This is a genomic window from Promicromonospora sukumoe 327MFSha3.1, assembly GCF_000385135.1.
Classification (GTDB): Bacteria; Actinomycetota; Actinomycetes; order Actinomycetales; family Cellulomonadaceae; genus Promicromonospora; species Promicromonospora sukumoe_B.
In genome coordinates, this window is the sequence record NZ_ARQM01000011.1 from 228689 (window position 1) to 251490 (window position 22802).

At 72.9% G+C, this 22802-nt stretch carries 24 protein-coding genes; 11 read left to right on the forward strand and 13 right to left on the reverse strand.

The annotated features are described in order from the left end of the window. Positions 1 to 140 precede the first annotated feature (140 nt). Positions 141 to 1232, forward strand: a complete 1092-nt coding sequence (locus H291_RS0114795) for an NADH:flavin oxidoreductase/NADH oxidase (protein ID WP_020015784.1) — start codon at positions 141 to 143, stop codon at positions 1230 to 1232. A gap of 757 nt (positions 1233 to 1989) precedes the next feature. On the opposite strand, the gene H291_RS0114800 is transcribed toward H291_RS0114795, so the two are convergent. Together H291_RS0114800 and H291_RS0114805 are read right to left on the reverse strand one after the other, a co-directional pair. Next, the gene (locus tag H291_RS0114800; protein ID WP_020015785.1) at positions 1990 to 2547 is read right to left on the reverse strand and encodes a GNAT family N-acetyltransferase; all 558 of its coding nucleotides are present in this window, start codon (positions 2545 to 2547) and stop codon (positions 1990 to 1992) included. 133 nt (positions 2548 to 2680) lie between these two features. Next, positions 2681 to 3517 carry an HAD family hydrolase gene (locus H291_RS0114805; RefSeq protein WP_020015786.1) on the reverse strand — a complete coding sequence of 279 codons (837 nt, stop codon included), beginning with the start codon at positions 3515 to 3517 and terminating at the stop codon, positions 2681 to 2683. Between the two features lie 254 nt (positions 3518 to 3771). On the opposite strand from H291_RS0114805, the gene H291_RS30240 reads away from it, so the two are divergent. From H291_RS30240 to H291_RS0114855, 9 genes are all read left to right on the forward strand, one after another. Then, positions 3772 to 4566, forward strand: coding sequence for a hypothetical protein (locus H291_RS30240; protein ID WP_020015787.1), 795 nt, complete (start codon positions 3772 to 3774; stop codon positions 4564 to 4566). Further along, positions 4563 to 5738 carry a TadA family conjugal transfer-associated ATPase gene (locus tag H291_RS30245; protein ID WP_157237058.1) on the forward strand — a complete coding sequence of 392 codons (1176 nt, stop codon included), beginning with the start codon at positions 4563 to 4565 and terminating at the stop codon, positions 5736 to 5738. Before H291_RS30240 ends, H291_RS30245 begins: the two co-directional genes overlap by 4 nt. Further along, complete coding sequence (locus tag H291_RS34595) at positions 5732 to 6880, forward strand: type II secretion system F family protein (protein ID WP_232216076.1); 1149 nt, start codon at positions 5732 to 5734, stop codon at positions 6878 to 6880. Before H291_RS30245 ends, H291_RS34595 begins: the two co-directional genes overlap by 7 nt. A gap of 145 nt (positions 6881 to 7025) precedes the next feature. Further along, the gene (locus tag H291_RS0114830) at positions 7026 to 7244 is read left to right on the forward strand and encodes a DUF4244 domain-containing protein (protein ID WP_020015790.1); all 219 of its coding nucleotides are present in this window, start codon (positions 7026 to 7028) and stop codon (positions 7242 to 7244) included. Positions 7245 to 7246: 2 nt separating this feature from the next. Further along, positions 7247 to 7591 (forward strand): TadE family type IV pilus minor pilin, encoded by a 345-nt coding sequence (locus H291_RS0114835; protein WP_020015791.1) that lies wholly within the window; start codon positions 7247 to 7249, stop codon positions 7589 to 7591. Continuing rightward, a complete protein-coding gene (locus H291_RS0114840; RefSeq protein WP_232216077.1) occupies positions 7588 to 8049 on the forward strand; it encodes an Rv3654c family TadE-like protein in 462 nt (153 codons plus the stop codon). Before H291_RS0114835 ends, H291_RS0114840 begins: the two co-directional genes overlap by 4 nt. 78 nt (positions 8050 to 8127) lie before the next feature. Beyond that, positions 8128 to 9156, forward strand: a complete 1029-nt coding sequence (locus H291_RS30250) for an ABC transporter ATP-binding protein (RefSeq protein WP_051109500.1) — start codon at positions 8128 to 8130, stop codon at positions 9154 to 9156. After that, the gene (locus H291_RS0114850) at positions 9153 to 10037 is read left to right on the forward strand and encodes an ABC transporter permease (RefSeq protein ID WP_020015794.1); all 885 of its coding nucleotides are present in this window, start codon (positions 9153 to 9155) and stop codon (positions 10035 to 10037) included. The genes H291_RS30250 and H291_RS0114850 overlap by 4 nt, the downstream gene beginning before the upstream one ends. 4 nt (positions 10038 to 10041) lie before the next feature. After that, the gene (locus H291_RS0114855; RefSeq protein WP_020015795.1) at positions 10042 to 10275 is read left to right on the forward strand and encodes a helix-turn-helix transcriptional regulator; all 234 of its coding nucleotides are present in this window, start codon (positions 10042 to 10044) and stop codon (positions 10273 to 10275) included. Between the two features lie 3 nt (positions 10276 to 10278). Here the strand turns inward: H291_RS0114855 and H291_RS0114860 are convergent, their stop codons facing one another. After that, positions 10279 to 12882, reverse strand: a complete 2604-nt coding sequence (locus tag H291_RS0114860; protein WP_051109501.1) for a DEAD/DEAH box helicase — start codon at positions 12880 to 12882, stop codon at positions 10279 to 10281. A gap of 188 nt (positions 12883 to 13070) precedes the next feature. Between H291_RS0114860 and H291_RS0114865 the strand changes: the two genes are divergently transcribed. After that, positions 13071 to 14339, forward strand: coding sequence for a hypothetical protein (locus H291_RS0114865; RefSeq protein WP_020015797.1), 1269 nt, complete (start codon positions 13071 to 13073; stop codon positions 14337 to 14339). Positions 14340 to 14361: 22 nt separating this feature from the next. Here the strand turns inward: H291_RS0114865 and H291_RS0114870 are convergent, their stop codons facing one another. From H291_RS0114870 to narH, 10 genes are all read right to left on the reverse strand, one after another. Beyond that, complete coding sequence (locus H291_RS0114870; protein ID WP_020015798.1) at positions 14362 to 14910, reverse strand: methylated-DNA--[protein]-cysteine S-methyltransferase; 549 nt, start codon at positions 14908 to 14910, stop codon at positions 14362 to 14364. 52 nt (positions 14911 to 14962) lie between these two features. Further along, the gene (locus tag H291_RS0114875) at positions 14963 to 15211 is read right to left on the reverse strand and encodes a DUF6457 domain-containing protein (RefSeq protein ID WP_020015799.1); all 249 of its coding nucleotides are present in this window, start codon (positions 15209 to 15211) and stop codon (positions 14963 to 14965) included. Next, positions 15208 to 15834, reverse strand: coding sequence for a molybdenum cofactor guanylyltransferase (gene mobA, locus H291_RS0114880; RefSeq protein WP_020015800.1), 627 nt, complete (start codon positions 15832 to 15834; stop codon positions 15208 to 15210). The genes H291_RS0114875 and mobA overlap by 4 nt, the downstream gene beginning before the upstream one ends. Then, on the reverse strand, positions 15831 to 17159 hold the full coding sequence (locus H291_RS0114885; RefSeq protein WP_020015801.1) for a molybdopterin molybdotransferase MoeA: 1329 nt from the start codon (positions 17157 to 17159) through the stop codon (positions 15831 to 15833). The genes mobA and H291_RS0114885 overlap by 4 nt, the downstream gene beginning before the upstream one ends. An 86-nt stretch (positions 17160 to 17245) precedes the next feature. Beyond that, positions 17246 to 17845 carry a Fic/DOC family protein gene (locus H291_RS0114890; protein WP_020015802.1) on the reverse strand — a complete coding sequence of 200 codons (600 nt, stop codon included), beginning with the start codon at positions 17843 to 17845 and terminating at the stop codon, positions 17246 to 17248. Next, positions 17838 to 18368 (reverse strand): helix-turn-helix domain-containing protein, encoded by a 531-nt coding sequence (locus H291_RS34605; RefSeq protein ID WP_020015803.1) that lies wholly within the window; start codon positions 18366 to 18368, stop codon positions 17838 to 17840. Before H291_RS34605 ends, H291_RS0114890 begins: the two co-directional genes overlap by 8 nt. A 41-nt stretch (positions 18369 to 18409) precedes the next feature. Continuing rightward, complete coding sequence (locus tag H291_RS0114900; protein WP_020015804.1) at positions 18410 to 19630, reverse strand: MFS transporter; 1221 nt, start codon at positions 19628 to 19630, stop codon at positions 18410 to 18412. A 1-nt stretch (position 19631) separates the two neighbouring features. Further along, positions 19632 to 20396, reverse strand: a complete 765-nt coding sequence (gene narI / locus H291_RS0114905) for a respiratory nitrate reductase subunit gamma (protein ID WP_020015805.1) — start codon at positions 20394 to 20396, stop codon at positions 19632 to 19634. Then, positions 20387 to 21127, reverse strand: a complete 741-nt coding sequence (gene narJ / locus H291_RS0114910) for a nitrate reductase molybdenum cofactor assembly chaperone (RefSeq protein WP_020015806.1) — start codon at positions 21125 to 21127, stop codon at positions 20387 to 20389. Before narJ ends, narI begins: the two co-directional genes overlap by 10 nt. Next, positions 21124 to 22779 (reverse strand): nitrate reductase subunit beta, encoded by a 1656-nt coding sequence (gene narH, locus H291_RS0114915; protein WP_020015807.1) that lies wholly within the window; start codon positions 22777 to 22779, stop codon positions 21124 to 21126. Before narH ends, narJ begins: the two co-directional genes overlap by 4 nt. Positions 22780 to 22802: the final 23 nt, after the last annotated feature.

The window sequence follows — 22802 nt, forward strand, 5'->3', positions numbered from 1 at the left end:
GCTTGGGGCTGCCTTGACGTTCTCTCTGGTCGGTGAGTGTAGTCCCGGACGGTGACACCCCTCACAAATGGGTGTCACTTCCTGAGACGTCGGGCGACGGCCCCGGAATGGGGCGGCTACCGGCCACGTTGGGGGCTGGCGTGAGCCTCCTCCTCGAACCCGTCGCGCTCCGCGGCCTCTCCCTGCCCAACCGTGCCTGGCTGGCGCCGATGTGCGAGTACTCGGCGGACGACGGCCTGCCGAACGACTGGCACCTCGTGCATCTCGGCGCGCGTGCCGTCGGCGGGTTCGGCCTGGTGCTGACCGAGGCGACCGCCGTCGTGCCCGAGGGGCGCATCTCGCCGCAGGACACGGGCATCTGGAACGACGAGCAGACGGCCGCCTGGAAGCGGATCGTCGACTTCGTGCACGAGCGCGGGGCGAAGATCGGCATCCAGCTCGCGCACGCGGGGCGCAAGGCGTCGACCTTCCGGCCATGGGCCGCGGAGCAGGGCACCGTCCCCGTCGCTGACGGCGGCTGGCCGACCGTCGGGCCGTCCGCGGTGCCCTACCCGGGCTTCGCGACGCCGTCCGAGATGACCGCCGCACAGGTGGCGGACGTGCCCGAGCAGTTCGCCGCGGCCGCGCGCCGGGCACGCGAGGCCGGGTTCGACACGGTCGAGGTGCACGCGGCCCACGGCTACCTGCTGCACCAGTTCCTGTCGCCGGTCGCCAACTCGCGGACCGACGAGTACGGCGGGTCGGCCGAGGCGCGCTCGCGGCTCGTCGAGGAGACGGTGGGCGCCGTGCGCGAGGCATGGCCGGAGGACCTGCCCGTGCTGGTGCGGCTGTCCGCGACCGACTGGCTCGACGAGGGCCTCGGGGTCGACGACGTCGCCGCCGTCGCCAAGCGGCTCGGCCCGCTCGGCGCCGACCTGATCGACGTGTCGACCGGCGGCGTGGCGCCCGCGTCGATCGCCGTCGGGCCGGGTTACCAGGTGCCGTACGCGCGCCGGGTGCGCGAGGTGTCCGGGCTGCCGGTCAGCGCGGTGGGCATCATCACCGACGCCGTCCAGGCCGAGCAGATCCTCGTCGAGGGCTCGGCGGACGCCGTCATGATCGGCCGGGAGGCGCTGCGCGACCCGCACTGGCCACTGCGGGCGGCGCACACGCTGCGCGGGGAGATCGGGACGGTTCCCGTGGACGCCGGCGTGGGGGTGCAGCCGCAGTATTCGCGGGCACGGTGGCGGTGATGCCGAGTTTTGCGTTGATTTTGCGGCACCGGATTTGTGGGCCGCGAGTGCGGTGCGCTCGGCTCTGCGGTGAGCGGGAATCACGGCTGACGGCGTTTCGACGCCTGGAGAATGCTGGGTGTGGTGATTCTTTTCCGGCCGGCGTGCATTCCGCGAAACGATTCGCCGTGCGGCCGGGCTCCTCGCATTTTCCGTTCGCGATCCGGAAGTGCGAGGGCCCGGCCACTGCGGTGGCGAGATCTCGGCCTACGAGCACGGAATCCGGGAGCATCCTCAAGCCGGGTTCCGCTCTCACCAGCTGGACGGGGTTGACCGTGCACATCGCTCGCTGTCGGTCGGGCTGACGCCTTCTCGACCCAGGGCACGGTCCCTGCCGCCCTGAATACTTGCTGTGAACACAATCACACTGCCTACTCGTCACAAAAGCAACCTGAGCGCGCTGATCTTCACAATTGCCAATTCCTGTCATGCGCGCAATTCCCGGGGAAAATCTTCGGCCTTACCGATCCTTGACCTGGAGCGGTCCGGGTGGGGTGGTGGGGTGCGGTTTGTTGGCTTGATGGTGCGGATGTGCGGGACGGGTTGGCCCCGTCGGTTCGGCAGATGGCGCCGGCCCGTTCGGCAGTTGGCCCGTTGGTTCGGCAGTTGGCATCGAGATCGGCTCAGGCCTGAGCCGATCTCGATGCCAACTGCCGACGTCGCCAGCGGACTGCCGTGCGCGGGCGGCGTCCACCGGGCGGACTGCCGCACTCTGGGCTCAGAGGCGGCGCAGGTACTGGCGGCAGACGTGCACGCGAGCGAACCGTGCGCGCATCTCCGCCTCGCGTGCGATGTCCGCGTGCAGGAACGCGATCACCGGCCCCGAGAGCCCGTCCGGCGTCGTGAAGCCTTCCACCGGCTCGTCGCCGTTCTTGTACACGTGCAGGTAGCGGAAGTTCTCGACGAAGCCCGATCCCAGGTACCAGGCGTTCGCTGCCTCGTCCTCGCGGGTCCAGGCGTCGAGGGTGGTCGCCCCCGCCTTTCGTGCCTGTGGGAGGGCGGCGTCGAGGAGCGCCGTCGCGATTCCCTGGCGGGAGTGGTCGGGGTGGACGGCGACGGTGTCGATCGTCGCGGCACCACCGTCGATCTCGACGTCGATCAGGCCGGCGATCGTCCCGTCGTCGGCTACCGCCACCATGCTGACGGCGGGAAGGTCGAAGGCGGTGCGGTGCGGCTTCACGTCGTCGTAGTACTGCGTGCCGAGGAAGGACAGGGTGCGGCAGCGGAGCCAGCCCGGCTCGTCCGCGGGCAGGTAGGGGCGCACTGAGAAGGCCATGGTTCACCGATCGTCGAAGGGCAGGGCGGAGCGGTGCGCTCGACGGCGCACAGCGGGTCTCGCGCTCAGTTCGACGACATGGGACAGAGGATGCCCGACGGCGCCGATGCCGGTCGACGGATTTCTTGTGGCGTCAGGCCGAGCGGCGGCGCGAGCGGCGTCGGGCCGCCCGCCAGACCAGCCACACCGTGACGCCCACCGCCACGGTGCCCACGACCGCGAGGAGCGGGAGCGGCTCGATGCGGGGGCGCAGCGCGATCGGGCGGGTGAACGCGAGCACACCCCAGCCGGACTGCACGGCCCGGCGCTTCAGGACCCGGTCCGGGTTGACCACGAAGGCGTGGCCGACCGCGGCCAGCATCGGGGCGTCCGTGATGGAGTCGGAGTAGGCGAAGCTCTGCGCCAGGTCGTAGCCCTCGCTCACGGCGAGCCGCCGGACGCCCACCGCCTTGTTGTCGCCGTAGTTGTAGAAGTCGATCTCGCCGGTGAACCGGCCGTCCTCGACCGTCATCTGCGTGGACAGCACGTGGTCCGCGCCGAGCACGGCCGCGATGGGCTCCACCAGCACCGCGGCGGACGCCGACACGACCACCACGTCCCGGCCGGCCGCGTGGTGCTCCTCGATGAGCTCGACGGCCTCCGCGTAGACGTAGGGGTCGATGAGCTCGTGCACGGTCTGGGTGACGATCTGCCGGACCTTCTCCACGTCCCAGCCGGTCACGAGCGACGACAGGTGTGCGCGCATCCGCTCGGTCTGGTCCGCGTCGGCGTTGCCGATCATGAAGACGAAGTGGGCGTAGGCGCTGCGCAGTACGTCGGCGTGCGAGAGCAGCCCGCCCGCCAGGAACGGCCTCGAGAACGCCGCCGACGAGCTCGTGGCGATGATCGTCTTGTCGAGGTCGAAGAACGCGGCGGTACGCGGAGCGCGCGACAGCGGTCGAGAAGCGGTCTGGGGCACCTGCTCGGTCACGCGACGAGCCTAGCGGGGGCAGTCCGTCGGAGCGGCCTCCTGATCGTGTGTTCTCCCAACTGGTTGGAACTCGTCCGGCCGGACGACAGACCCTCCGCACGGCGGGACCGGCCGACGAGCCCGACCACAGGCACCACTTCTCGTCGTTCGTGCACAGCCGCCTCGAAGTGGTCGGCGAGGTCCGGGCCCGACGGGCCAACCTGATTCCGGAACCCGGGTGAGCGCCCGGGCCTGGGTCGGGCGGAGGAGGCGCGATGGTCAGCACGGTGGGTGGCGTCCGGCCGGAACCGGGTCGAGTGATCGGTGTGGTCGGGGCGTGCGGCGGCGCGGGCGCGTCGGTGGTCGCCGCCTGCGTGGCGCATGGTCTGCGCCGCGGCGGGGAGCGGGCCACGCTGGTGGACCTCGACACGCACGGTCCGGGGACGGACCTGCTCCTCGGGTCCGACGGCGCCCGCGGCGCGCGCTGGCCGGACCTCGTCGAGGCGCGCGGCGAGGTCGACGGGATCGGGGTGGTCGCGGCGCTGCCCCGCTGGGGTGCGGTGCCCGTGCTGAGCGGGACGACGTCCGGCGCGCCGCCCGACGACGACGTCGTGCTGGGCGTCTGTCGCGGGCTGGTGCGGGCGGGCGAGACGCTCGTGCTCGATCTGCCGCGGCCCGGTGCCTGGGGGACCGCGACCCGGCGGGACGGCGTGTCCGTGCCGGACGGCGGTCCCGAGCCCGGTGGCGGGCTGGCGGTGCGTGCCCTGCTCGCGGCGTGCGAGACGGCGCTGCTCGTCGTACCGCTCACCCTGCTCGCGACCGTCGGTGCGCAGCGGGCTCGGGACGCGCTGCGCGGGGCCGGTGTGACCGACGTGCGGGTGGTCGCTCGCGGCCCCGCGCCCGGATCGGTCCACCATGACGACGTCGGCGCCGCGCTCGGGCTGCCGGTCGCCGGGACGGTGGGCCGCGACGCGGGGCTGGCCCGCGCGATCGACCGGGGCGAGGGTCCCGCGCTGTCGGGGCGTTCCGTGCTCGGCCGCTTCGCGCAGGACCTGGCGGCCGCGCTGTGAGCGGCGGTGTTGTGAACGGCCGCGCGTTGGAGACGGCCCTGCTGGACGACGTCCGTGCGCGGCTGGCGACCGGTCGCACCGGCGCAGGCGCCGCGGTGCGCGACGCGGTCCGGGACTCCGGGCGGGTGCTCGGGTCCGACGCGCTGCGCGACCTGGAGCGGTCGGCGCGGGCCGAGCTCACCGGTGCCGGCCCGCTGCAACCCTTGCTCGACGCTGCCGACGTGACCGACGTGCTCGTCAACGGTCCGCACGACGTGTGGGTCGAGCGGGGCGCAGGGCTGGAGCGGGTCCCGGTCGGTCTGGGCTCGACCGCCGACGTGCGGGCGCTCGCCGTCCGTCTGGCCGCGCTGGGTGGGCAGCGCCTCGACGACGCCTGCCCGACCGTGGACGCGCGGCTGCCCGACGGCACCCGGCTGCACGCCGTGCTCGAGCCCCTCGCGGAGTCCGGCGCGCTGATCTCGCTCCGCGTGCTGCGCACCCGCGCGTTCACGATCGACGAGCTCGTGGTCGGCCGCGCCCTGCCCCGGCAGTGGGCAGGACTGCTGCGGGCGCTCGTGCGGCGGCGGGCGAACGTGCTGATCAGTGGCGGCACGGGCAGCGGCAAGACGACGCTCCTCGCCGCCCTCCTCTCCCTGGTGCCCGACGACGAACGTGTGGTGACCGTCGAGGAGGCACGCGAGCTGCGCCCCGCGCACCCGCACGTGGTGCACCTGGCCGCCCGGCGCGCCAACGTCGAGGGCGCGGGTGCGGTCGACCTCGCCGACCTGGTGCGGAACGCCCTGCGCATGCGACCCGACCGGATCGTGCTCGGCGAGTGCCGCGGCGCCGAGGTCCGCGAGGTCCTGATGGCGATGAACACCGGGCACGACGGCGGCTTCGCGACCCTGCACGCCAACGCCGTCGCCGTGGTCCCCGCGCGGCTGGAGGCGCTCGCGGGCCTGGCCGGGATGACCCGGGAGGCGGTCGCGGCGCAGGCCGCGGGCGCCCTGGACGTGGTGCTGCACCTGAGGCGCAGGCAGGGGACGCGATACCTGGCGGAGGTCGGGCTGGTGGGGCGCGGCCCGGGCGGGGAGCTGGAGGTGCGCCCCGCCGCGTGGTGGGACGGCGGCGAGCGCTGCGCCGCCGACCCTGCCGCGTGGAGCGAGCTCGTGGGGAGGTACGGGCCGTGGTGAGAGTCGTGGAGTCGCTGAGCGTGGGGCTGCTCGTCGCGGTCGGCCTCTGGCTGGTGCTGGCGCGCGGCGGCCGTCGGGTGGTCGAGGTGCTGGGCCGTCCGGGCCCGGGCGCTCGTGCTGCCAGCCTGGCCCCTGGTGCCGGCGCCGCGGTCCGAGCGGCTCGGGTTGATCCCGGGGCGGGCCTCCGGCGGAGCCGCGGAGGAGCAGCCGGGCGGCCGGCAGGCGGGGACGTCCGGGTGGTCGTGCTGCAGGTGGTCGCGCTGCTCAAGGCGGGATCGCCGCCTGGCGCGGCCTGGTCGCGGGCTGCCGGTGTGGGTGCGGACCTGTCGGGCGTGCCCGACGCCGAGACGCTCGCCCGGGTGCTCGGAGCCCGGCACGCGGAGGCGGTGGTCGCGGCCACCCGGCTCGCGCTCGACGTCGGAGCCCCGCTCGGGCGGGTGCTCGAGCAGGTCGCCGGGACCCTCGTCGCGGAGGCCGAGGCGCAGGCCGAGCGGGACACGGCGCTCGCGGGACCGCGCACGACGGGCCGGCTGCTCATGTGGTTGCCGGTTGCCGGCGGTTTCCTGGGCTGGGTCCTCGGCGCCGATCCGGTCGGTACGGCGACGGACGGAGGCATCGGCACGGTCGCGGTCGGCGCGGGCCTGGTGCTGCTGGTGGTCGGCCGCCTCTGGTCGGACCGGCTGGTAGCCGCGGCCCGCGGCGCCGAACGGTCCGGCGTCGACGTCCAGGTGGTGCTGGAGCTCGTGGCAGCAGCCCTGAGATCCGGGGCAGGGGTGCCGCGTGCGCTCCAGGCGGTCGGGGCCGCCGTTCGCGGCGTGGACGGTCCGGTGCTCGACCGGGCGGCCCACGCGCTCGTGCTCGGCTCCGCCTGGGAGCGGGCCTGGGCTCAGGCGCCGGTCGCGCTGGGGCCGATGGTCCGTGCGCTGCGCGGCGCCTGGATGGACGGCGCGGCCCCGGGCGAGGCGCTGCGTGCCGCCGGGGCGGAGGTGCGGCACGAGCGGAGCGCGGCCACCCGCACGGCGGCGGCCCGGCTCGGGGTGCGGCTCGTGCTGCCCCTCGGCGTCTGCTACCTGCCGGCCTTCGTGCTGGTGGGACTGGTCCCGGTGCTGCTGGCGCTGGGCATCGACCTGCTCAGGGGGTGAGCGGGCCGGGAACGAGAACTTCGGTGCGCGCGAGCGTGCCGTCGCCGTCCGCCACGCGGTGGACGGGGCCCGCATCCGCGGGCCGTACAGGGTGCCCACGTCCGGGCCGAGAGGACCGGACGAGGGCTGAGCAGGAGGGGAAGACATGACGATCACGACAGCGGTGGCCTGTCCCGAGCCGGAGGACCGGCCGCGGACGGAGGTCGGCGAGCACGAGTCGGAGAGCGGACTGGCCACGGCCGAGTACGCGATCGCGACACTCGCCGCGGCGGCGTTCGCGGGCGCGCTGATGGCCGTCCTCAAGGGCGGTGACGTGAAGGGGATGCTCACGTCGCTCATCCAGTCGGCGCTGACGGCCGGCTGACCATGACGGAGCGTGAGCCGGAACGTGGCACCGTCACGGCCGAGCTGGCCATTGGTCTGCCGGTCGTCGTCCTCGTTCTTGTCGCCGTGCTCACCCTCGCGGCCGCGTCCACGGCGCAGATGCGCGCCATGGACGCGGCCCGCGCGGGGGCGCGGGCGGTGGCGATCGGTGAGCAGGAGTCCGCGGTGGCGGCGACCGTCGCCCGGGTGGGCGGGTCCGAGGCACGGATGTCGCTCGCCCGCGAGGGCGAGTGGGTGCGGGTGACCGTCACGCGACCGGTCTCGGGTGGTTGGGTGTCTGGGCCGCTGCGGGCCACGGGGACGGCGGCGGCATGGGTCGAGCCGTGAGGTGGCGGGAGCGTGGTCTCGGGCGGCCGACGGACGTGCCGCCCGGGTCAGGGAGAGGTGCCGACTCCGAGAGCGGCGCCGGCACCGTCCTGGTGCTGGGGATCGTCGCTGCGGTCCTGCTGCTCGCGGTCGGGATCGCGGCGCTCGGAGCGGCCCAGAACGCCCGCGGTGCCGCGCAGGCGGCGGCGGACCTCGGGGCGCTCGCAGGCGCGACCGCGCTGCGCGACGGGTTCGACCCCTGCGGTACGGCGGGCGCCGCCGTGGCCCGCAACGGTGCCGAGCTCGCGTCGTGCGAGGTGCGCGGCGGCGGCGTCGTGCGGGTCGTCACGACGCGTGCGGCGGTCGGCCCGGCGGGGTCGTTGGGGAGCGCGCGTGCCACCGCGCGGGCTGGTCCGCGGGAGTCCGGACCGAGGGGGTCCGGACCGCAGAGCGCCGGCGGGGGAGGGGCCGCGCCGTAGAACAGCACGCGTCAAATGGGATGACGTGGACCAGATACGGAATGTAGCATCACTGCTATGGCTGGTACGGAGAGTGTGATGAGTGCACGGAACGGACCTCGGCCGTCGAGCGACGTGGCGCTCGACGTGCGCGACCTACGGATGAGATACGGCACGAAGGACGTGCTCAAGGGCGTGTCCTTCGCGGCGCAGCGCGGCGAGGTCGTCGCCCTGCTCGGCCCCAACGGCGCTGGCAAGACCACCACGATCGAGATCCTCGAGGGCTTCCGCATGCGGTCGGCCGGCGACGTCCTGGTGCTCGGGCAGGACCCGGCGCACGGGGACGAGACCTGGCGCGCGCGGCTGGGCGTCGTGCTCCAGTCGTGGCGCGACCACGGCCGGTGGCGGGTGCGGGACCTGCTCGGGTACCTCGCCCGGTTCTACGTCCCGTACTCGACCCCCGAGGTGTCGCGGCCCTGGGACGTGGAGGAACTGATCAGGGTGGTCGGTCTCGCGGAACAGGCCAACGCCAAGGTCCAGACGCTCTCGGGAGGGCAGCGGCGCCGGCTGGACGTGGCGATCGGCATCGTCGGCCGTCCGGAGCTGGTCTTCCTCGACGAGCCGACGGCGGGCTTCGACCCGCACGCCCGTCGCGAGTTTCACGACCTGGTGCACCGCCTGGCCGACTTCGAGAACACGACGGTCCTGCTCACCACGCACGACCTCGACGAGGCCGAGAAGCTCGCGGACCGGATCCTCGTGCTCGACGGGGGCACGGTCGTCGCCAACGGGTCGGCGGAACAGCTGGCACGCGAGCTGACCACGCAGGCCGAGGTGCGCTGGACCTCGGGCGGGCACCGGAACATCCACGCCGTGGCCGAGGGCGACCCCACCGGGTTCGTCCGCCAGCTGCTGGCCGGCGATCCCGAGGTCACCGACCTCGAGGTCAAGCGGGCCAGCCTCGAGGACACCTACATGGCGCTCGTGCACCGCGCAGAGGCCTACCGGCCCGAGTCGGACGGCGTCGGGCCGGACCCCGCCGAGCAGGACCAGACCCAGGGCGAGCAGGTCCAGGACCAGCAGGCCGACCCGAACCGCGCCGAGCAGAGCGAAGGAGTGCAGTCATGAGCGCGACCGCGACCACGTCCAGGAGCATGCGGAACGACGCCCGCCGGGCCGCCGTCCGCGCCGGGCTGACCCGGGGCTGGCTCGAGACCAAGTACTCGATCACGAGCGCGAGCGATCTCGTCTGGATCCTGGCGTTCCCCGTCATCTACGCCGTGGTCCTGCTGTTCATGCGGGGCAGCACCGTCCCCGGCACCGACTTCGCGCTGGGTGCCATGGTGCTGCCGAGCCTCGTCGGCATGAGCATCGCGTTCGGCGGGCTCACCGGGCCCGCCAGCACGATCGCCGTGGACCGCGAGGACGGGACGCTGCTCCGGGCCAAGGCGACGCCCAACGGCATGGTGGGCTACCTGGTCGGCAAGATCCTCATGTTCGCGCTGACCACCCTCGTGGGCCTGATCGTCCTGGTCATCCCCGCCGTCACGGTCGCGAGCGAGCTACGGCTGGACGGCCGCACCGTCGTGCTGCTGGCGCTGGTGTTCCTGGTCGGGATGATCGCCACCGTGCCGATCAGCGTCGCGCTCGGGTCGCTGCTCAAGAGCGCCTCGCAGACCGGGTTGCTGTTCCTGGGCTCGATGCTCCTGATCGTGCCGTCCGGGATCTTCTACCCGATCACCGCCCTGCCGGAGTGGCTGCAGTGGGTGGGCCAGGCGTTCCCCTACTACTGGCTGGGGCTGGGTGCCCGGTCGGCGATGCTCCCGGAGAGCATGGTCACCGCCGAGATCGGCGAGTCGTGGCGCACGTTCGAGATGTTCGCGGTGCTCGGTCTCTGGGCGGTTGTGGGTATGGTGCTCGCGCCGATCGTGCTTCGCAGGATGGCCCGCAGGGAGTCGGGTTCCACAGTGGCGGCGGCGCGGGAGCGCTACATGGCCAAGGGGTACTGAGCTGGTGGGGGAGCAGTCCGACGTCGTCCACAACCGCATAGCGATGCTGCGTGCCGAACGCGGCATCTCGCGGCGGGAGCTCTCCGACGCGCTCGGAGTGCACTACCAGACCGTGGGCTACCTCGAACGTGGCGAGTACAGCCCGTCGCTGTACCTGGCGCTGCGTATCGCGGAGTACTTCGGCGTGGCGGTCGAGGTCGTCTTCTCCACCACCCCGTTCAAGCGGCTGGGCGAGTAGCCCTCACCCCCGCGGGTCGTGGGACAGTACCGCGTCCAGCAGCCGCACTGCGGCGTCCTTGTCGAGCGGTGCGTTGTAGTTGCCGCACTTCGGCGACTGCACGCACGCCGGGCAGCCGTCGGCGCAGGGGCAGGCGGCGATGGCGTCCCGCGTCGCCCGCAGCCAGGCGGCGCCCAGGTCGTAGGCCCGTTCCGCGAAGCCCGCGCCGCCCGGATAGGCGTCGTAGACGAACACCGTGGCTTCGCCGGTGTCAGGGTGCAGCTCTGTCGACACCCCGCCGAGGTCCCAGCGGTCGCACGTCGCCAGCAGCGGAAGCAGCCCGATCGACGCGTGCTCCGCGGCGTGCAGCGCGCCCGGCGTCTGCTCGGGGGAGATGTCCGCAGCGCGTAGCACGAACTCCGGGACCGACCACCAGACCGCGACCGTCCCGAGCGTGTGCTCGGGCAGCTCGAGCTGTTCCGTCCCCAGAACCTGCATGTCCGGGACGCGGCGCCGCTGGAAGCTCACCACCTGCGACGTCACCTCCACCGGGCCGAGGCCCCACGTGATCGGCCCCCACTCCCGGGTGACGAGATCGCGGCCGGGGCCGTCGTCCGGGACGCCGTCGCCCTCCTGCGCTCCGTCGGCTTCGGCGTCGTCCCAGCCCTCGATCGCCACCGACATCACCGAGCGCGACCACGTCCCGTAGTCGAGCCGCCGACGCTGCACGACGGCGGTGTGGTCGGCCAGGTCGAAGTGCGCCACCACGTAGGTGGTGCCCTGGTGGGTGTAGACGGCGCCGTCGTGCACCTGGCCGTCGGCCGAGGCGGCGTCGACCGTGCCGAGCATCCGCCCCGTGCCCTGTTCCACCACGCGCACGGGCGTGCCGCCCGCGCCGCGCAGGTCGGTCAGACCTGCGGCGGGCTGGTGGTGGGTCCAGTACCACCCGGAGGTCCGACGCCGGAGCGCGCCCCGGGCGACGAGCACGTCCAGGATGCCGCGCACGTGGGCGGGGTCGCCGAAGTCGGCGAGGTCCTCGGACCGCAGCGGCGCCTCCTGGGCCGCCGCGCACAGGTGCGGCGCCAGGACGTGCGGGTTCGACGGGTCGAACACCGTGGCCTCCAGCGGGGCGTCGAACACCGCTTCGGGGTGGGTCACGAGGTAGGTGTCGAGCGGGTCCTCGCGCGCGACGAACGCGACCAGGCCGTCCGAGCCGGCCCGGCCGGCGCGTCCCGCCTGCTGCCAGAGCGACATCCGGGTGCCGGGCCAGCCGGCGATGAGCACCGCGTCGAGGCCGGAGATGTCGACGCCGAGCTCCAGCGCGTTGGTCGTCGCCAGGCCGAGCAGGTCGCCCGTGCGCAGCGCCTGCTCCAGCTCGCGGCGTTCCTCCGGGAGGTACCCGCCGCGGTACGCCGCGATCCGGCGGCCGGCCTCGGGCGTGGAGTGGCGCAGGTGGTCGCGGGCCTGCTGCGCCACCGACTCCGCGCCGCGCCGCGACCTGGTGAACGCGAGGGTGCGGGCGCCGGCTTCGGCGAGGTCGGCCAGGAGGTCGGCGACCTCGGCCGTCGCTGACCGGCGGGGATGCTCCGGCGGAGCCGTCGTCGCGACGGGCTCGGCCTCCCCGTCCGCGCCGGGCAGGGCCCAGGGATCTGGTTCTGCGGGATCGGCACGTCGCATCGAGCTCGGCTCGTCGCCGGACCGATCTCGGTGCGGGCTGCCGATCTCGGCGCCGTCCTCGCCACCGTCGACCGGCGCCCGCCAGGAGGCGATCTCCGGCGGCTGCCACAGCAGCACCGTGCGGCGTCCGGAGGGGGAGCCGTCCTCGGTGACGGCGGCGACGTCGTCGGGTCGCACGCCGATGAGGCGGGCCGCGCTGGCGGCAGGCTCCGCCGTCGTCGCCGAGGCGACGACGAACGTGGGCGAGCCCTCGCCGTACCGCGCCGCGAGGCGCGCGAGCCGCCGGAGCACGAGCGAGACGTGCGCGCCGAAGACGCCGCGGTAGGCGTGCCCCTCGTCGACGACGACGTAGCGCAGCCCCTTCAGCAGCCGTGACCAGCGACGATGGTTCGGCAGCAGGGCGTAGTGGAGGAAGTCGGGGTTGGTGAGGACGACGTCGGCGTGGTCCTGCACCCAGGAGCGTTCCTCGCGGGACGTGTCGCCGTCGCACGTGGCGACGCGCACGTCGCGGGTTCCGGCCGCGTCGAGCACGCGTTCGAGCGCGCTGAGCTGGTCGGCGGCCAGCGCCTTCGTCGGGCTGAGGTAGATGGTCGTGGGGCGCACGTGCGCCGACGCGATGTTGCCCGGGTCGAGCGTGGCGGCGGCCGCCGCCGTCCGGACCGCCGAGAGCGCGGGCAGCCAGAACGCGAGCGACTTGCCCGAACCCGTAGACGTGGCCAGGGCGGTGTGCCGACCGCGGTGGACGAGGTCGGCGGCCTCGGCCTGGTGCGTCCACGGCCGGTCGACGCCGAGCTTCCGGTACCCCTGCACGACGGTCGCGTCGGCCCAACCCGGCCAGTCAGCGTGCTGCGCTGTGCGCTCCGGGAAGGTGCGCGACGCCGTCAGCCGTTCCGCGCGCGCGCCACCGGCGAGGAGCACGTCGAGGAGGGGGTGGGCGGGGGCATCTGACACGCAGGACAGTGTCGCACCGGGTGGTGGGGCGGTGCGTGAACGGTCGCGAACATCCGGTGCCGGGTGGAGGTCGTGCGGCCTTGGCAGCCACGGGAGTTCACCCCCTCTTTCATCCGCTGGCCTCGTGTCTTGTTCTTCGGCCACCGGTAGGTTCCAAGCGCTCCGCAATCTCGTACTGGAATGGACCTATGCCACGCTTCCTCGACGTCCGCTCGTTGTCACGAGTGGGCTCTGTGATCGTCTCAGGCGCCGTCATTGCTGCTCTGGGGCTTCTCCCGGTGGCTGCTGCGACCCCCGCGGTTGCCGAGCCGGGAGCCGCCAAGATCCGGGCGTCCTCTGACTTGAGCGGCGACATCCCGAGCGCCTCGTGGCTCGACGTCGGTAGTTCCAGCGGTCTGGTGCACGGTCAGACGGGGTCTGTTCAGGTCCGGGTCGTCAGCTATGCCCAGGTCGACGACCCCGGCGGCGAGATCGTGGCGTGGATCGATGGTGTCGAGGTGGGCCGTCGTACAGCCTCTTTTACGCGCGATCCAATCCCGGTCGACCTGAGCAGCATCGTGCCGGGAAGGCACGAGTTGGATCTCTCCTACACGGGCTCGGACTGGTTGGAACCCTCCTCGGCCATTGAGTCGATCTCGGTCATCCCAGGCCAGTTCGAGGCGTACATGCCCGTCATCACGGGCACGGCACGCGTGGGTGAGAAGCTCGTGGCCGACCCGCGTACCTGGACACCGCGACCGTCGTTGACGACGTATGCGTGGAGGGTCGACGGCGAAGTGCTCCCGGGGGAGACAGGATCGAGCTTTGTCATTCCCCCGTCTGCCTTCGGCAAGAAGATCTCCGTCGTCGTGACCGGTGCGCGGCCGAATTATGTGACCACGTCGCGCGGCAGCAACTGGACATCGAAGGTCAGTGGGATCTTCGTGGTGTCGAAGTCGCCCTCGGTCTCGGGCACCGCGCGGGTGGGTAGCACCTTGACAGCTGTGCGCGGTACCTGGACCCCTGTGCCGGAAGCCTTGAGGTACCAGTGGCGGTTGGACGGCAGGGCCTACTTGGGTGCGACATCGCGCACGTGGAAGCTACCGCCCTCCGCACGGGGCAAGAAGGTCACGGTCGCGGTGACCGCGGTGAAGACCCGGTACCTCGCGAAGACCGTGAACAGTACTGCTTCGGCGACGGTCGGCACCGGCGTCTTCTCGGCGCCCGCGCCCAGCATCACCGGCACCCCCAAGGTCGGCGCCACCCTCCGGGTGGTGCGCGGAACCTGGACGCCCCAGCCGACCACGGCGACGTACCAGTGGAAGGTCGGCAGCACGTCGATCAAGGGCGCGACGCGCTCCTTCTTCAAGGTGCCTAGCTCGGCCAGGGGCAAGCGGGTCACCGTGGTCGTGACGGGTTCGGCGTCCGGTTACACGACCAAGGTCGTGTCCAGGACGACGACCAACACGATGAAGTGACCACGCCCGGCGCGGTCCACGCTCACAGGTCGAAGAGCGTGGGCTGCTCCAGGTAGACGCCCTCCGTCTCCAGCATGCGGATCTTGGTCCGCGGGCCGCCGCGGGCCGAGAAACCGCCGACGCGGCGGCCCGCGGCCAGCACCCGGTGACACGGCACGATCGGCGGGAACGGGTTGCGGCCCATCGCCTGGCCCACTGCCTGCGCCGCCCCGGGCGAGCCCAGCTCGGTCGCTACCTCGCCGTACGTGCGGGTCTCACCCGGAGGGATGGCGCGCACGATCTCGTACACGCGGCGGTCGAAGTCGGGTACGGCACTCATGTTCAGGTGGATCTCCGCGAGGTCTCCCTCGCCGTCCTCCAGCAGGTGTTTCAGCCCCGAGACCGCGCCCTCGACGCGGTCAGCCGGGGCCTCGACGGCACCCGGGTACCAGCCCCGTACGGCGGCGCGGAGCTGGTCGGAACTGCCGTGCGGCAGCGTCGAGCCGACGATCTCCGCGTCCTCGTTCCAGACGAGCGCGCACTCGCCGATCGCGGTGGTGACCACCGCGAACTCGAGCCTGTTCCGGTCCATGCCACCAACGATAGGCGGCACCACTGACACCGCCCCAAGCCGGGCGCGGAGGTCAGTCGGTGACCCACCGGGCAGCCAGCTCGGTCGCCTTCTGCGTGGGGTCCGGCTCGGCCACGAGCGCGCCGGCCGCCGCCAGCCCGTCGGCATAGCCGACGGCGTACGTGGTCAGCGGGGCCGCCGGGCGTTCGACGGCGTGGGCGGCGTCCCGGGCGAGGTCCAGGACCTTCTTCATGTCGATGGTGCCGGTCGGGAGGCCGAGCTCCGACTCCAGGTCGGAGATCCACTGCTTGAGGTCTGTCATCTCTCGTCTTTCCGGTATCGGGCCACGTCGGCGGGGGTGTCGATGTCGTCGCTCCAGCCTGCCGGGTCCGGGACCTCGGCGCACCGGAGCGCGCCGACCAGGCGCTTCATCGGCGCCCCGTCCGTCTCGACCCCGTCCAGCCCGCCGTCCAGGGCCGCGCGCCGGTACAGCCCGACCAGCCACTGGGCCCGGCCCTCGTGCACCAGGTACGCCCCGTCCACGGGTTCACGTGAAACGGCCTCCTCCAGGTGCACGATCGCCCGGGCGGCCCCCGGCACGTCGACGGCGAGGAGCAGCACCCACGGCGCGCCCGGCTCCGGCAGCGCCCGCAGCCCGGCCGCGAGCCCCGCCACCGGTCCGCCGAACGGCGGGTCCTCCCTGGTCAGGATGGGTGCGGGCCCCGTGTAGCCCGACGCCGGATCGCGCACCGGGAGCGCGTCCGCGAGCTCCGGCGGACCCACCACGGCGACGCGGCGCGCCCGTGCGCTCGCCGCCAGTGCGCGATCGAGCAGGCGTCTGCCGCCCACGACGAGGCCCGCCTTGGACGTCCCGTCCAGCCGGGCCGCCCGGCCGCCCGCGAGCACGACCGCGTCGTACCTGATCCGGGGAACGGGCCTGGTCATCGCAGCATCAGGACCTGCACGACGTCGCCGGCGCGCACCTTCTCGACGTCGGGCGGCACCAGGGCGAGGCCGTCCGCCGCGGCGAGCGCGGACAGCGAATGGTGCGATCCGGCGGGCTCGACCACGCCGTCGACCAACCGGACGGGCAGGGCCTGGAGGCGGCCCGCCGGGCTGGACCACGCCGTGGCCGCGTGGAGGGAAAGGTATACGCGGCCGAGGAGGTAACGCTGAGGTAGCAGTGTTCGCTCAGCGTTACCTCGTTGGCTGAGCAGGCCTTCCCCCGCGCCTCGGAGGCCACGCAGGTGGTCGATCGCCGGCCGTGCGAACAGCTCGAACGACGCGTAGGCACCCACCGGGTTACCGGGCAGCCCCAGCCAGGGGATGCCGCGCCAGCGAGCCAGCGCCTGCGGCTTGCCGGGAGACATCGCGACCGTGGCGGCGTCGGCGTCGGTCACGCCGCCCGCCGCCGAACCAGCCGCCGCGAGCACCTCCCGCACCACATCCGCCGCACCTGCCGAGACGCCGCCCGCGGTCACGATCAGATCCGCGCCGGGCCGAGCCGCAGAGCCATCGACCGGTCGCACCGCCGCGTCGAGGGCCGCGCGCAGCTCCTCAGGGTCGTCGGGCACGGGCCCCAGGCGGACGACGTCGGCCCCCGCCGCCCGGACCGCTGCCGCGAGCATCGGGCCGTTGGAGTCCGTGATCTGACCCGGCCCGAGCGCCCCGCCGACCGGTACCAGCTCCGCGCCCGTCGAGATCACGGCGACCAGCGGCCGCCGTCGGACCGGAACAACCACTGTGCCGGACGCCGCCAGGGCGCCCACCGTCGCCGCCGTCACGGTGGTCCCGGCGCGCGCGAGCAGCTCGCCCCGCGTCACGTCCTCGCCCGCCGCCCGGACGTGCGCCCGCGGCCGTCTGGCCAGCGTCACCGTCGACTCGGCCCGCGGCGTACCCGCGACGAAGCGGCCGGTCGAGGTGTGCTCCACCGGGACCACGGCGTCGGCGCCGGGCGGGAGCGGGGCGCCGGTCATGATCCGCACGGCCTGTCCCGGCCCGATCTCGGTCCCGTCGGCGGCGCCGGCCGCGACGTCGCCCGTCACCCGCAACGTCACCGGCGCGCCATCGGGCGGGAGATCGGCGAGCCGGACGGCGTAACCGTCCATCGCGGCGCTCACGAACGGCGGTAGGGAGACCTGGGCGTGCTGGTCCTCGGCGAGGGTCGCGCCGTCGGCGTCCACCAGGTCCAGTCGGACCACGGGCAGCGGCGCGACCAGCGCGACGACGCGCTCGACGTGCTCCGTGACGCTCCGCACCCCGGACTCCATGGGACGACGCTATGCGAACAGGGTTCTGTCGGGGTTACCCGTGCCTCACAACCCGGCACCCTTCCCTGTGAGCGTACGGGACGGGCCTACGACTCGTGGGTGGTGATCCGGTCGAAGAGCTCGATCAGAGGATCGAGGTCCCGGCTCTCCCCGGCCGCCTGGCACGCGGCGTCGTTTGTCTTTCCCTCGACACCACGCCAATCGAGGTCGTACCCCGCGGCACGTACGACCCGGCTCCAGAAGAGGCGCTGGGTCCGCCCGTTTCCCTCGCGGAACGGGTGCAGATAGTTGAACTGGTCGTAGTGAAAGGCGAGGCGCTGGACGAGGCGTTCGCGCGGCATCCCTCGGAGAAGACCGTCCTCTTGAAGTGCCTCCGCGGCAAAACCAGCCGATCGCTCGATCATCGCGACGGGCACGAAGTATTCCGCGCCCGGCACGTTCTTGCGGATGTCGACCGTGCGGATCTTTCCCGCCCAGTCGTAGACGTCCTGGAACAGGTGGCGATGGATGGCGCAGAACTCCGCGAGATCGTTGGTGGCTCGGATCCGGCGGGTCGACAGCTGCGTCGCCCGGGCCCACGTGAGGTCGGCCTCGGCGGCGTTCAGCGCGGTCTGGGAGGTCAGGCCGAGATGGTTGCGCAGGACTCCGGTGCTCGGGTCGGTGTACGGGTCGTGGAAGTCACCCAAGGCCGTACCGCGCCCGCGTGAGCCTCACGAGCTCGTCCTCGTCGATCTTGCCGCTCACGAAAGCGACGGCGTCGGCACGCGCCGCGTCCGTGACCTGAAGGCCTTCCATCTCGTTGCTGTGCATGGCCTCCTCCACGATGCGCTGCCGCTCGGCGCGGCGCAGAGTCCGATAGGCGATCACATCCAGCATCGCGACCTTGCGGTAGCTGTTGACCTTGGTGAACGGGATCTGCCCGGACTCCAGGAGCTTGACCAGCGTCGGTCGGGAGACGCCGAGGATGTCGGCGGCCTCCTGGGTGCTGAGCATCCGTGCGCGGTCCACGATCGTCACGGAGCTGCCCGTCCGTAAGGACCTGGCCGCAGTGTCGAGCAGGCGCCGGAGCTGGTCGGGCAGGTCCACGACGAGGCCGTTGTCCGCATGGAGCGAGACGTGGCCGGATCCGGCGAGGAGCTCGCCGATCTCGTCCAGGACGTCCAGGCTCTCCAGGGTTGGCAGGATCGTGTGCTCGTCGATCGTCGACATGGCACCACGCTAGTCGAAAAAGTCGAAAGCCGCCCAGGTGCTCAACCCCGCGCCCCCCGCCGTACCGGTCCCAGTGTGAACAGGAGGGTCGCCAACCCCGTCGCCGCAAGCAGCGCGAACCCCACGCCGTAGTCCCCGTTGAGCTGGTAGACCGCTCCCATGATCAGCGGCGGTACGAACCCGCCGAGCCCGCCCGCGGCGCCGACGACGCCGGTCACCCCACCGACCTTGTCGGCGGGCGCGACCTTCGCCACCAGCGCGAACGTCGCCCCCGAGGACGCCCCGAGCGCCGCGGCCAGCCCCAGGAACGCGATGGTGCCCACCGGGACGAGCCCCGGCTTGAACGCCACGACGGCCGCCAGCAGCGTCACGGCGGCGAAGCACCAGACCGACACGTTCACCGGCCCGAGCCGGTCGGACAGCATCCCGCCCACCGGGCGCATCACCACGGCGAGCACCACGAACCCGGCGGTGCGGGTCGCGGCATCGGCTGCCTCGAGGTCGTAGGCGTTGGCGAGGAACGTCGGCAGGTAGACGCTGAACGCCACGAACCCGCCGAACCCGACGGCGTACAGCCAGGACAGCTGCAGGGTCGCGGGAATCCTGAGGATGGACCAGGTGCGCGCCAGCATGCCGCCGGCGGCGCCCGGGGTCCGGCCCGGCGCGTCGTGCAGCAGGAACCACGAGGCCACCGCGAAGACCGCCAGGATCGCCGCGACCAGCACGAACGGCGCCCAGCGCCCGATCGCGTCGGCCAGCGGCACGGTCGTGAACGACGAGATCGCCGTGCCGCCCATACCGACGCCGAAGATACCCAGCGCGGTACCCCGCCGCTCGGGCGCGAACCACGCGTTGACGAACGGCACGCCGATCGCGAAGGTCGTGCCGCCCAGCCCGAGCAGGAACCCGCCCACGAGCAGCGCCGCGTACGAGTCGGCGACCAGCCCCACGAACAGCACCGGGATGATGGTCAGCGCGCTGACCAGCGGGAACATCGTCCTCGCGCCGAACCGGTCGGTCAGCGCCCCCACGGGGATGCGCCCCACGGACCCGACCAGGACGGGCACGGCGACGAGCACCGACTGCTGCAGGTCCGACAGCGCGTACTCGACCCCGTACGCCTTGCCGAGCGGGCTGATCAGCGCCCACGCCCAGAAGTTCACCGCGAAGCCCACGGTGGCCAGCGCGAGCTGCACGCCCGCCGACGACGTCCCGCTCGCCTCGGTCCGCCGGCTCGCCCGGCTGGGTGGTGCCTGCGCCATGTCAGCTCCTCCTGGCAGGTCCGGTGGGCGGCTCCCACCCGGGACGGGGGCGGTGCGCACCGGACCCGCCGGGCGCCGCGGTCGTGCGCCCCTCGTCGCGCGACCGGTACACGACGTACGGCCGGAACAGGTACGGCACCGGGGCGGAGAACGCGTGCACGAGCCGCGTGAACGGCCACAGCGCGAACAGCAGGAACGCGGCCACGATGTGCACCTGGAAGGCGACGGGCACCCCCGCCATCAGCTCGGGCTGCGGCTGGAGGTACCAGAGCGAGCGGAACCAGGGCGAGATGGTCTCCCGGTAGTCGTACCCGTGCTCGGTCACGAGCTGCGTGGTGGCGGTAGCCCACGCCCCGGACAGCACCGACAGCGCGAGCATCGCGTACATGACCTTGTCCATCACGGTCGTCGCGAGGAACACGGCGCTCGTGGCCCGCCGGCGGTAGATCAGGATGAGCAGCCCGAGCACCAGCACGGCGGACGCCGCCGACCCCGCCAGCGCCGCGACCAGGTGGTAGACGTCCTCCGGGATGCCGACCGCCGCCGTCCACGACGCCGGGATCACCAGGCCCGCGAGGTGCCCCAGGATCACCACGAGCAGCCCGATGTGGAACAGCGGGGAACCGATGCGCAGCAGCCGCTTCTCGTACAGCTCTGACGAGCGCGTGGTCCAGCCGAACCGGTCGTAGCGGTACCGCCACACCGACCCGACGACCAGCACGGCGAAGGTCACGTACGGCAGCACCACCCAGAGCATCACGTCCACGGCGGTCCACCCCCTGCGGCGTCGGCCCCGTCCGCCCCGAAGCCCGGCAGCCCGGTCAGCCCGACCAGCTCCGCGGGCGGACCCTCCGCGACGAGCGCCGCCACGCGCTCCAGCGTCCGCGTGTCGACGGGCGGCAGCGTGAGGCAGACCGCCTCCACCGCCGCGACCCACGGCGAGCCCTCGGCGGCGAGCGCCTGCCGGAGCACCTCGATGCCGTCGCGGTGGGCGGCGAGCAGCGCGCCGACGATGCGGGCGCCGTCGCCGTCGGCCCGGGCGGAGAGCTCCAGCACGCTGCCGAGATGGTCGGGCAGCTCGCCGCGGGTGACCTCCCAGCCGACGGCGCGGTAGGCCTCGGCGAACCGGAGCAGCGCGGCGCCGCGGCGGCGCGTGTCGCCGGCCGCGTAGTACGACAGGTAGAGCGTGCAGCGGAGCTTGAGGTCGAACGTCGCGACGTAGGCGGCCTGGAGCGCCGCGATGTCGCCGTCGGTCAGGGCCGTGGCCAGGCCGGTCAGGCGTTCCGCCACGGGCGGCGGCAGGTGCCCGACGGCGGCGCGCACCTCGTGTGTGGCCCGCACCGCGTGCTCGTCGGGGTACGCCAGCAGGAGGGACGCGGCCATGTGGGCCAGCCGCCGGTCGCCGTCGGACAGGGAGACCGGGGCGAGCGGCTCGCCCGCGGCGACCGGGCGGGCGCCGCGGCGGAGCATCGGGCGGGGCAGGAACGAGAGGCTCACGACGTCTTCCCCTCGTCGTCCGGCGGGAAGAGGCCGTCCGGCCGGCCGTTGCCGTCCCAGTTCAGGAGGTTGACCCGGCCAGGGGTGGACGGCCCGTTCGGCGAGTCGGCGGTCTGCCGGGACGACAGCGCGTGGAAGTTCTCCACGGCGACCGGGACCGGCGGGCCCGACGACTCCCCCAGGGGCCCGGCGCCGCCCATGCCCGGACCGCCCTCGTAGTCCAGGGAGCACGCGATCTCCTCGAGGTCGCGGGCCTGCTCGGCGTGCGCCGTCGGGATCACGTACCGGTCGTCGTACTTGGCGATCGCCAGCAGCCGGTACATCTCCTCGACCTGCGGGCCGGTCATGCCGACGGCGCTCGCGGTCGCCTCGTCCGGGGTGTTGCCCAGGTTCACGTCGCGCATGTAGGAGCGCATGGCGGCCAGCCGGCGCAGCACGCGTTCGACGGGCCGCGTGTCCCCGGCGGTGAACAGCCCCGCGAGGTACTCCAGCGGGATGCGCAGCCTCGAGATCGCCGCGAAGAGCGTGCGCGGGTCCTCGCCGTCGTTCCCGGAGCTCGCGACGACGTCGACGACGGGGGACAGCGGCGGGATGTACCAGACCATGGGCAGCGTGCGGTACTCGGGGTGCAGCGGCAGCGCCACCTCGTAGTCGCTGATCAGCTTCCAGATCGGGGACGCCTGCGCGGCGTCGATCCAGTCCTCGGGGATGCCCTCGCGGCGGGCGGCGGCGACCACCTCGGGGTCGTGCGGGTCCAGGAACAGGGACCGCTGGGCGGCCAGGAGCTCGTGCTCGTCCTCGACCGACGCCGCCTCGGTGACCCGGTCGGCGTCGTACAGCACGAGGCCGAGGTAGCGCAGGCGGCCCACGCACGTCTCCGAGCAGACGGTGGGCAGGCCCACCTCGATGCGCGGGTAGCAGAGCGTGCACTTCTCGGCCTTGCCCGTCTTGTGGTTGAAGTAGACCTTCTTGTACGGGCAGCCGGTGACGCACTGCCGCCAGCCGCGGCAGGCCTCCTGGTCCACGAGCACGATGCCGTCCTCGGCCCGCTTGTACATCGCGCCCGACGGGCAGGACGCCACGCACGCCGGGTTGAGGCAGTGCTCGCAGATGCGCGGCAGGTAGAACATGAACGTCTGCTCGAGCTCCTCGGCGACGTGCTCGCTCATGTGCTTCAGCACGGGGTCGTCCTGCATCGTCGCGGTGGACCCGGCGAGGTCGTCGTCCCAGTTGGCCGACCACTCGATCTTCATGTCCTTGCCCGTGAGCAGGGACCTGGGCCGCGCCACCGGGGTGTGCGCGCCCTGCGGGGCGGACAGCAGCATGTCGTACTCGTAGGTCCAGGGCTCGTAGTAGTCCTGGATGGACGGCATCTTGGGGCTGGCGAAGATGGTCGCGAGCTTCTTCAGCCGGCCGCCCGCGCGGAGCTTCAGCCGACCCCGCTTGGTCCGGACCCAGCCGCCGTGCCACTCGTCCTGGTCCTGGTACGTGCGCGGGTAGCCCAACCCGGGGCGGGTCTCCACGTTGTTGAACCAGACGTACTCCGTGCCGGACCGGTTGGTCCACGCCTGCTTGCAGGTCACCGAGCACGTGTGGCACCCGATGCACTTGTCGAGGTTCATCACCATCGACATCTGGGCCATGACCTTCATGTGGTCGCGCTCCGCTCCGGACT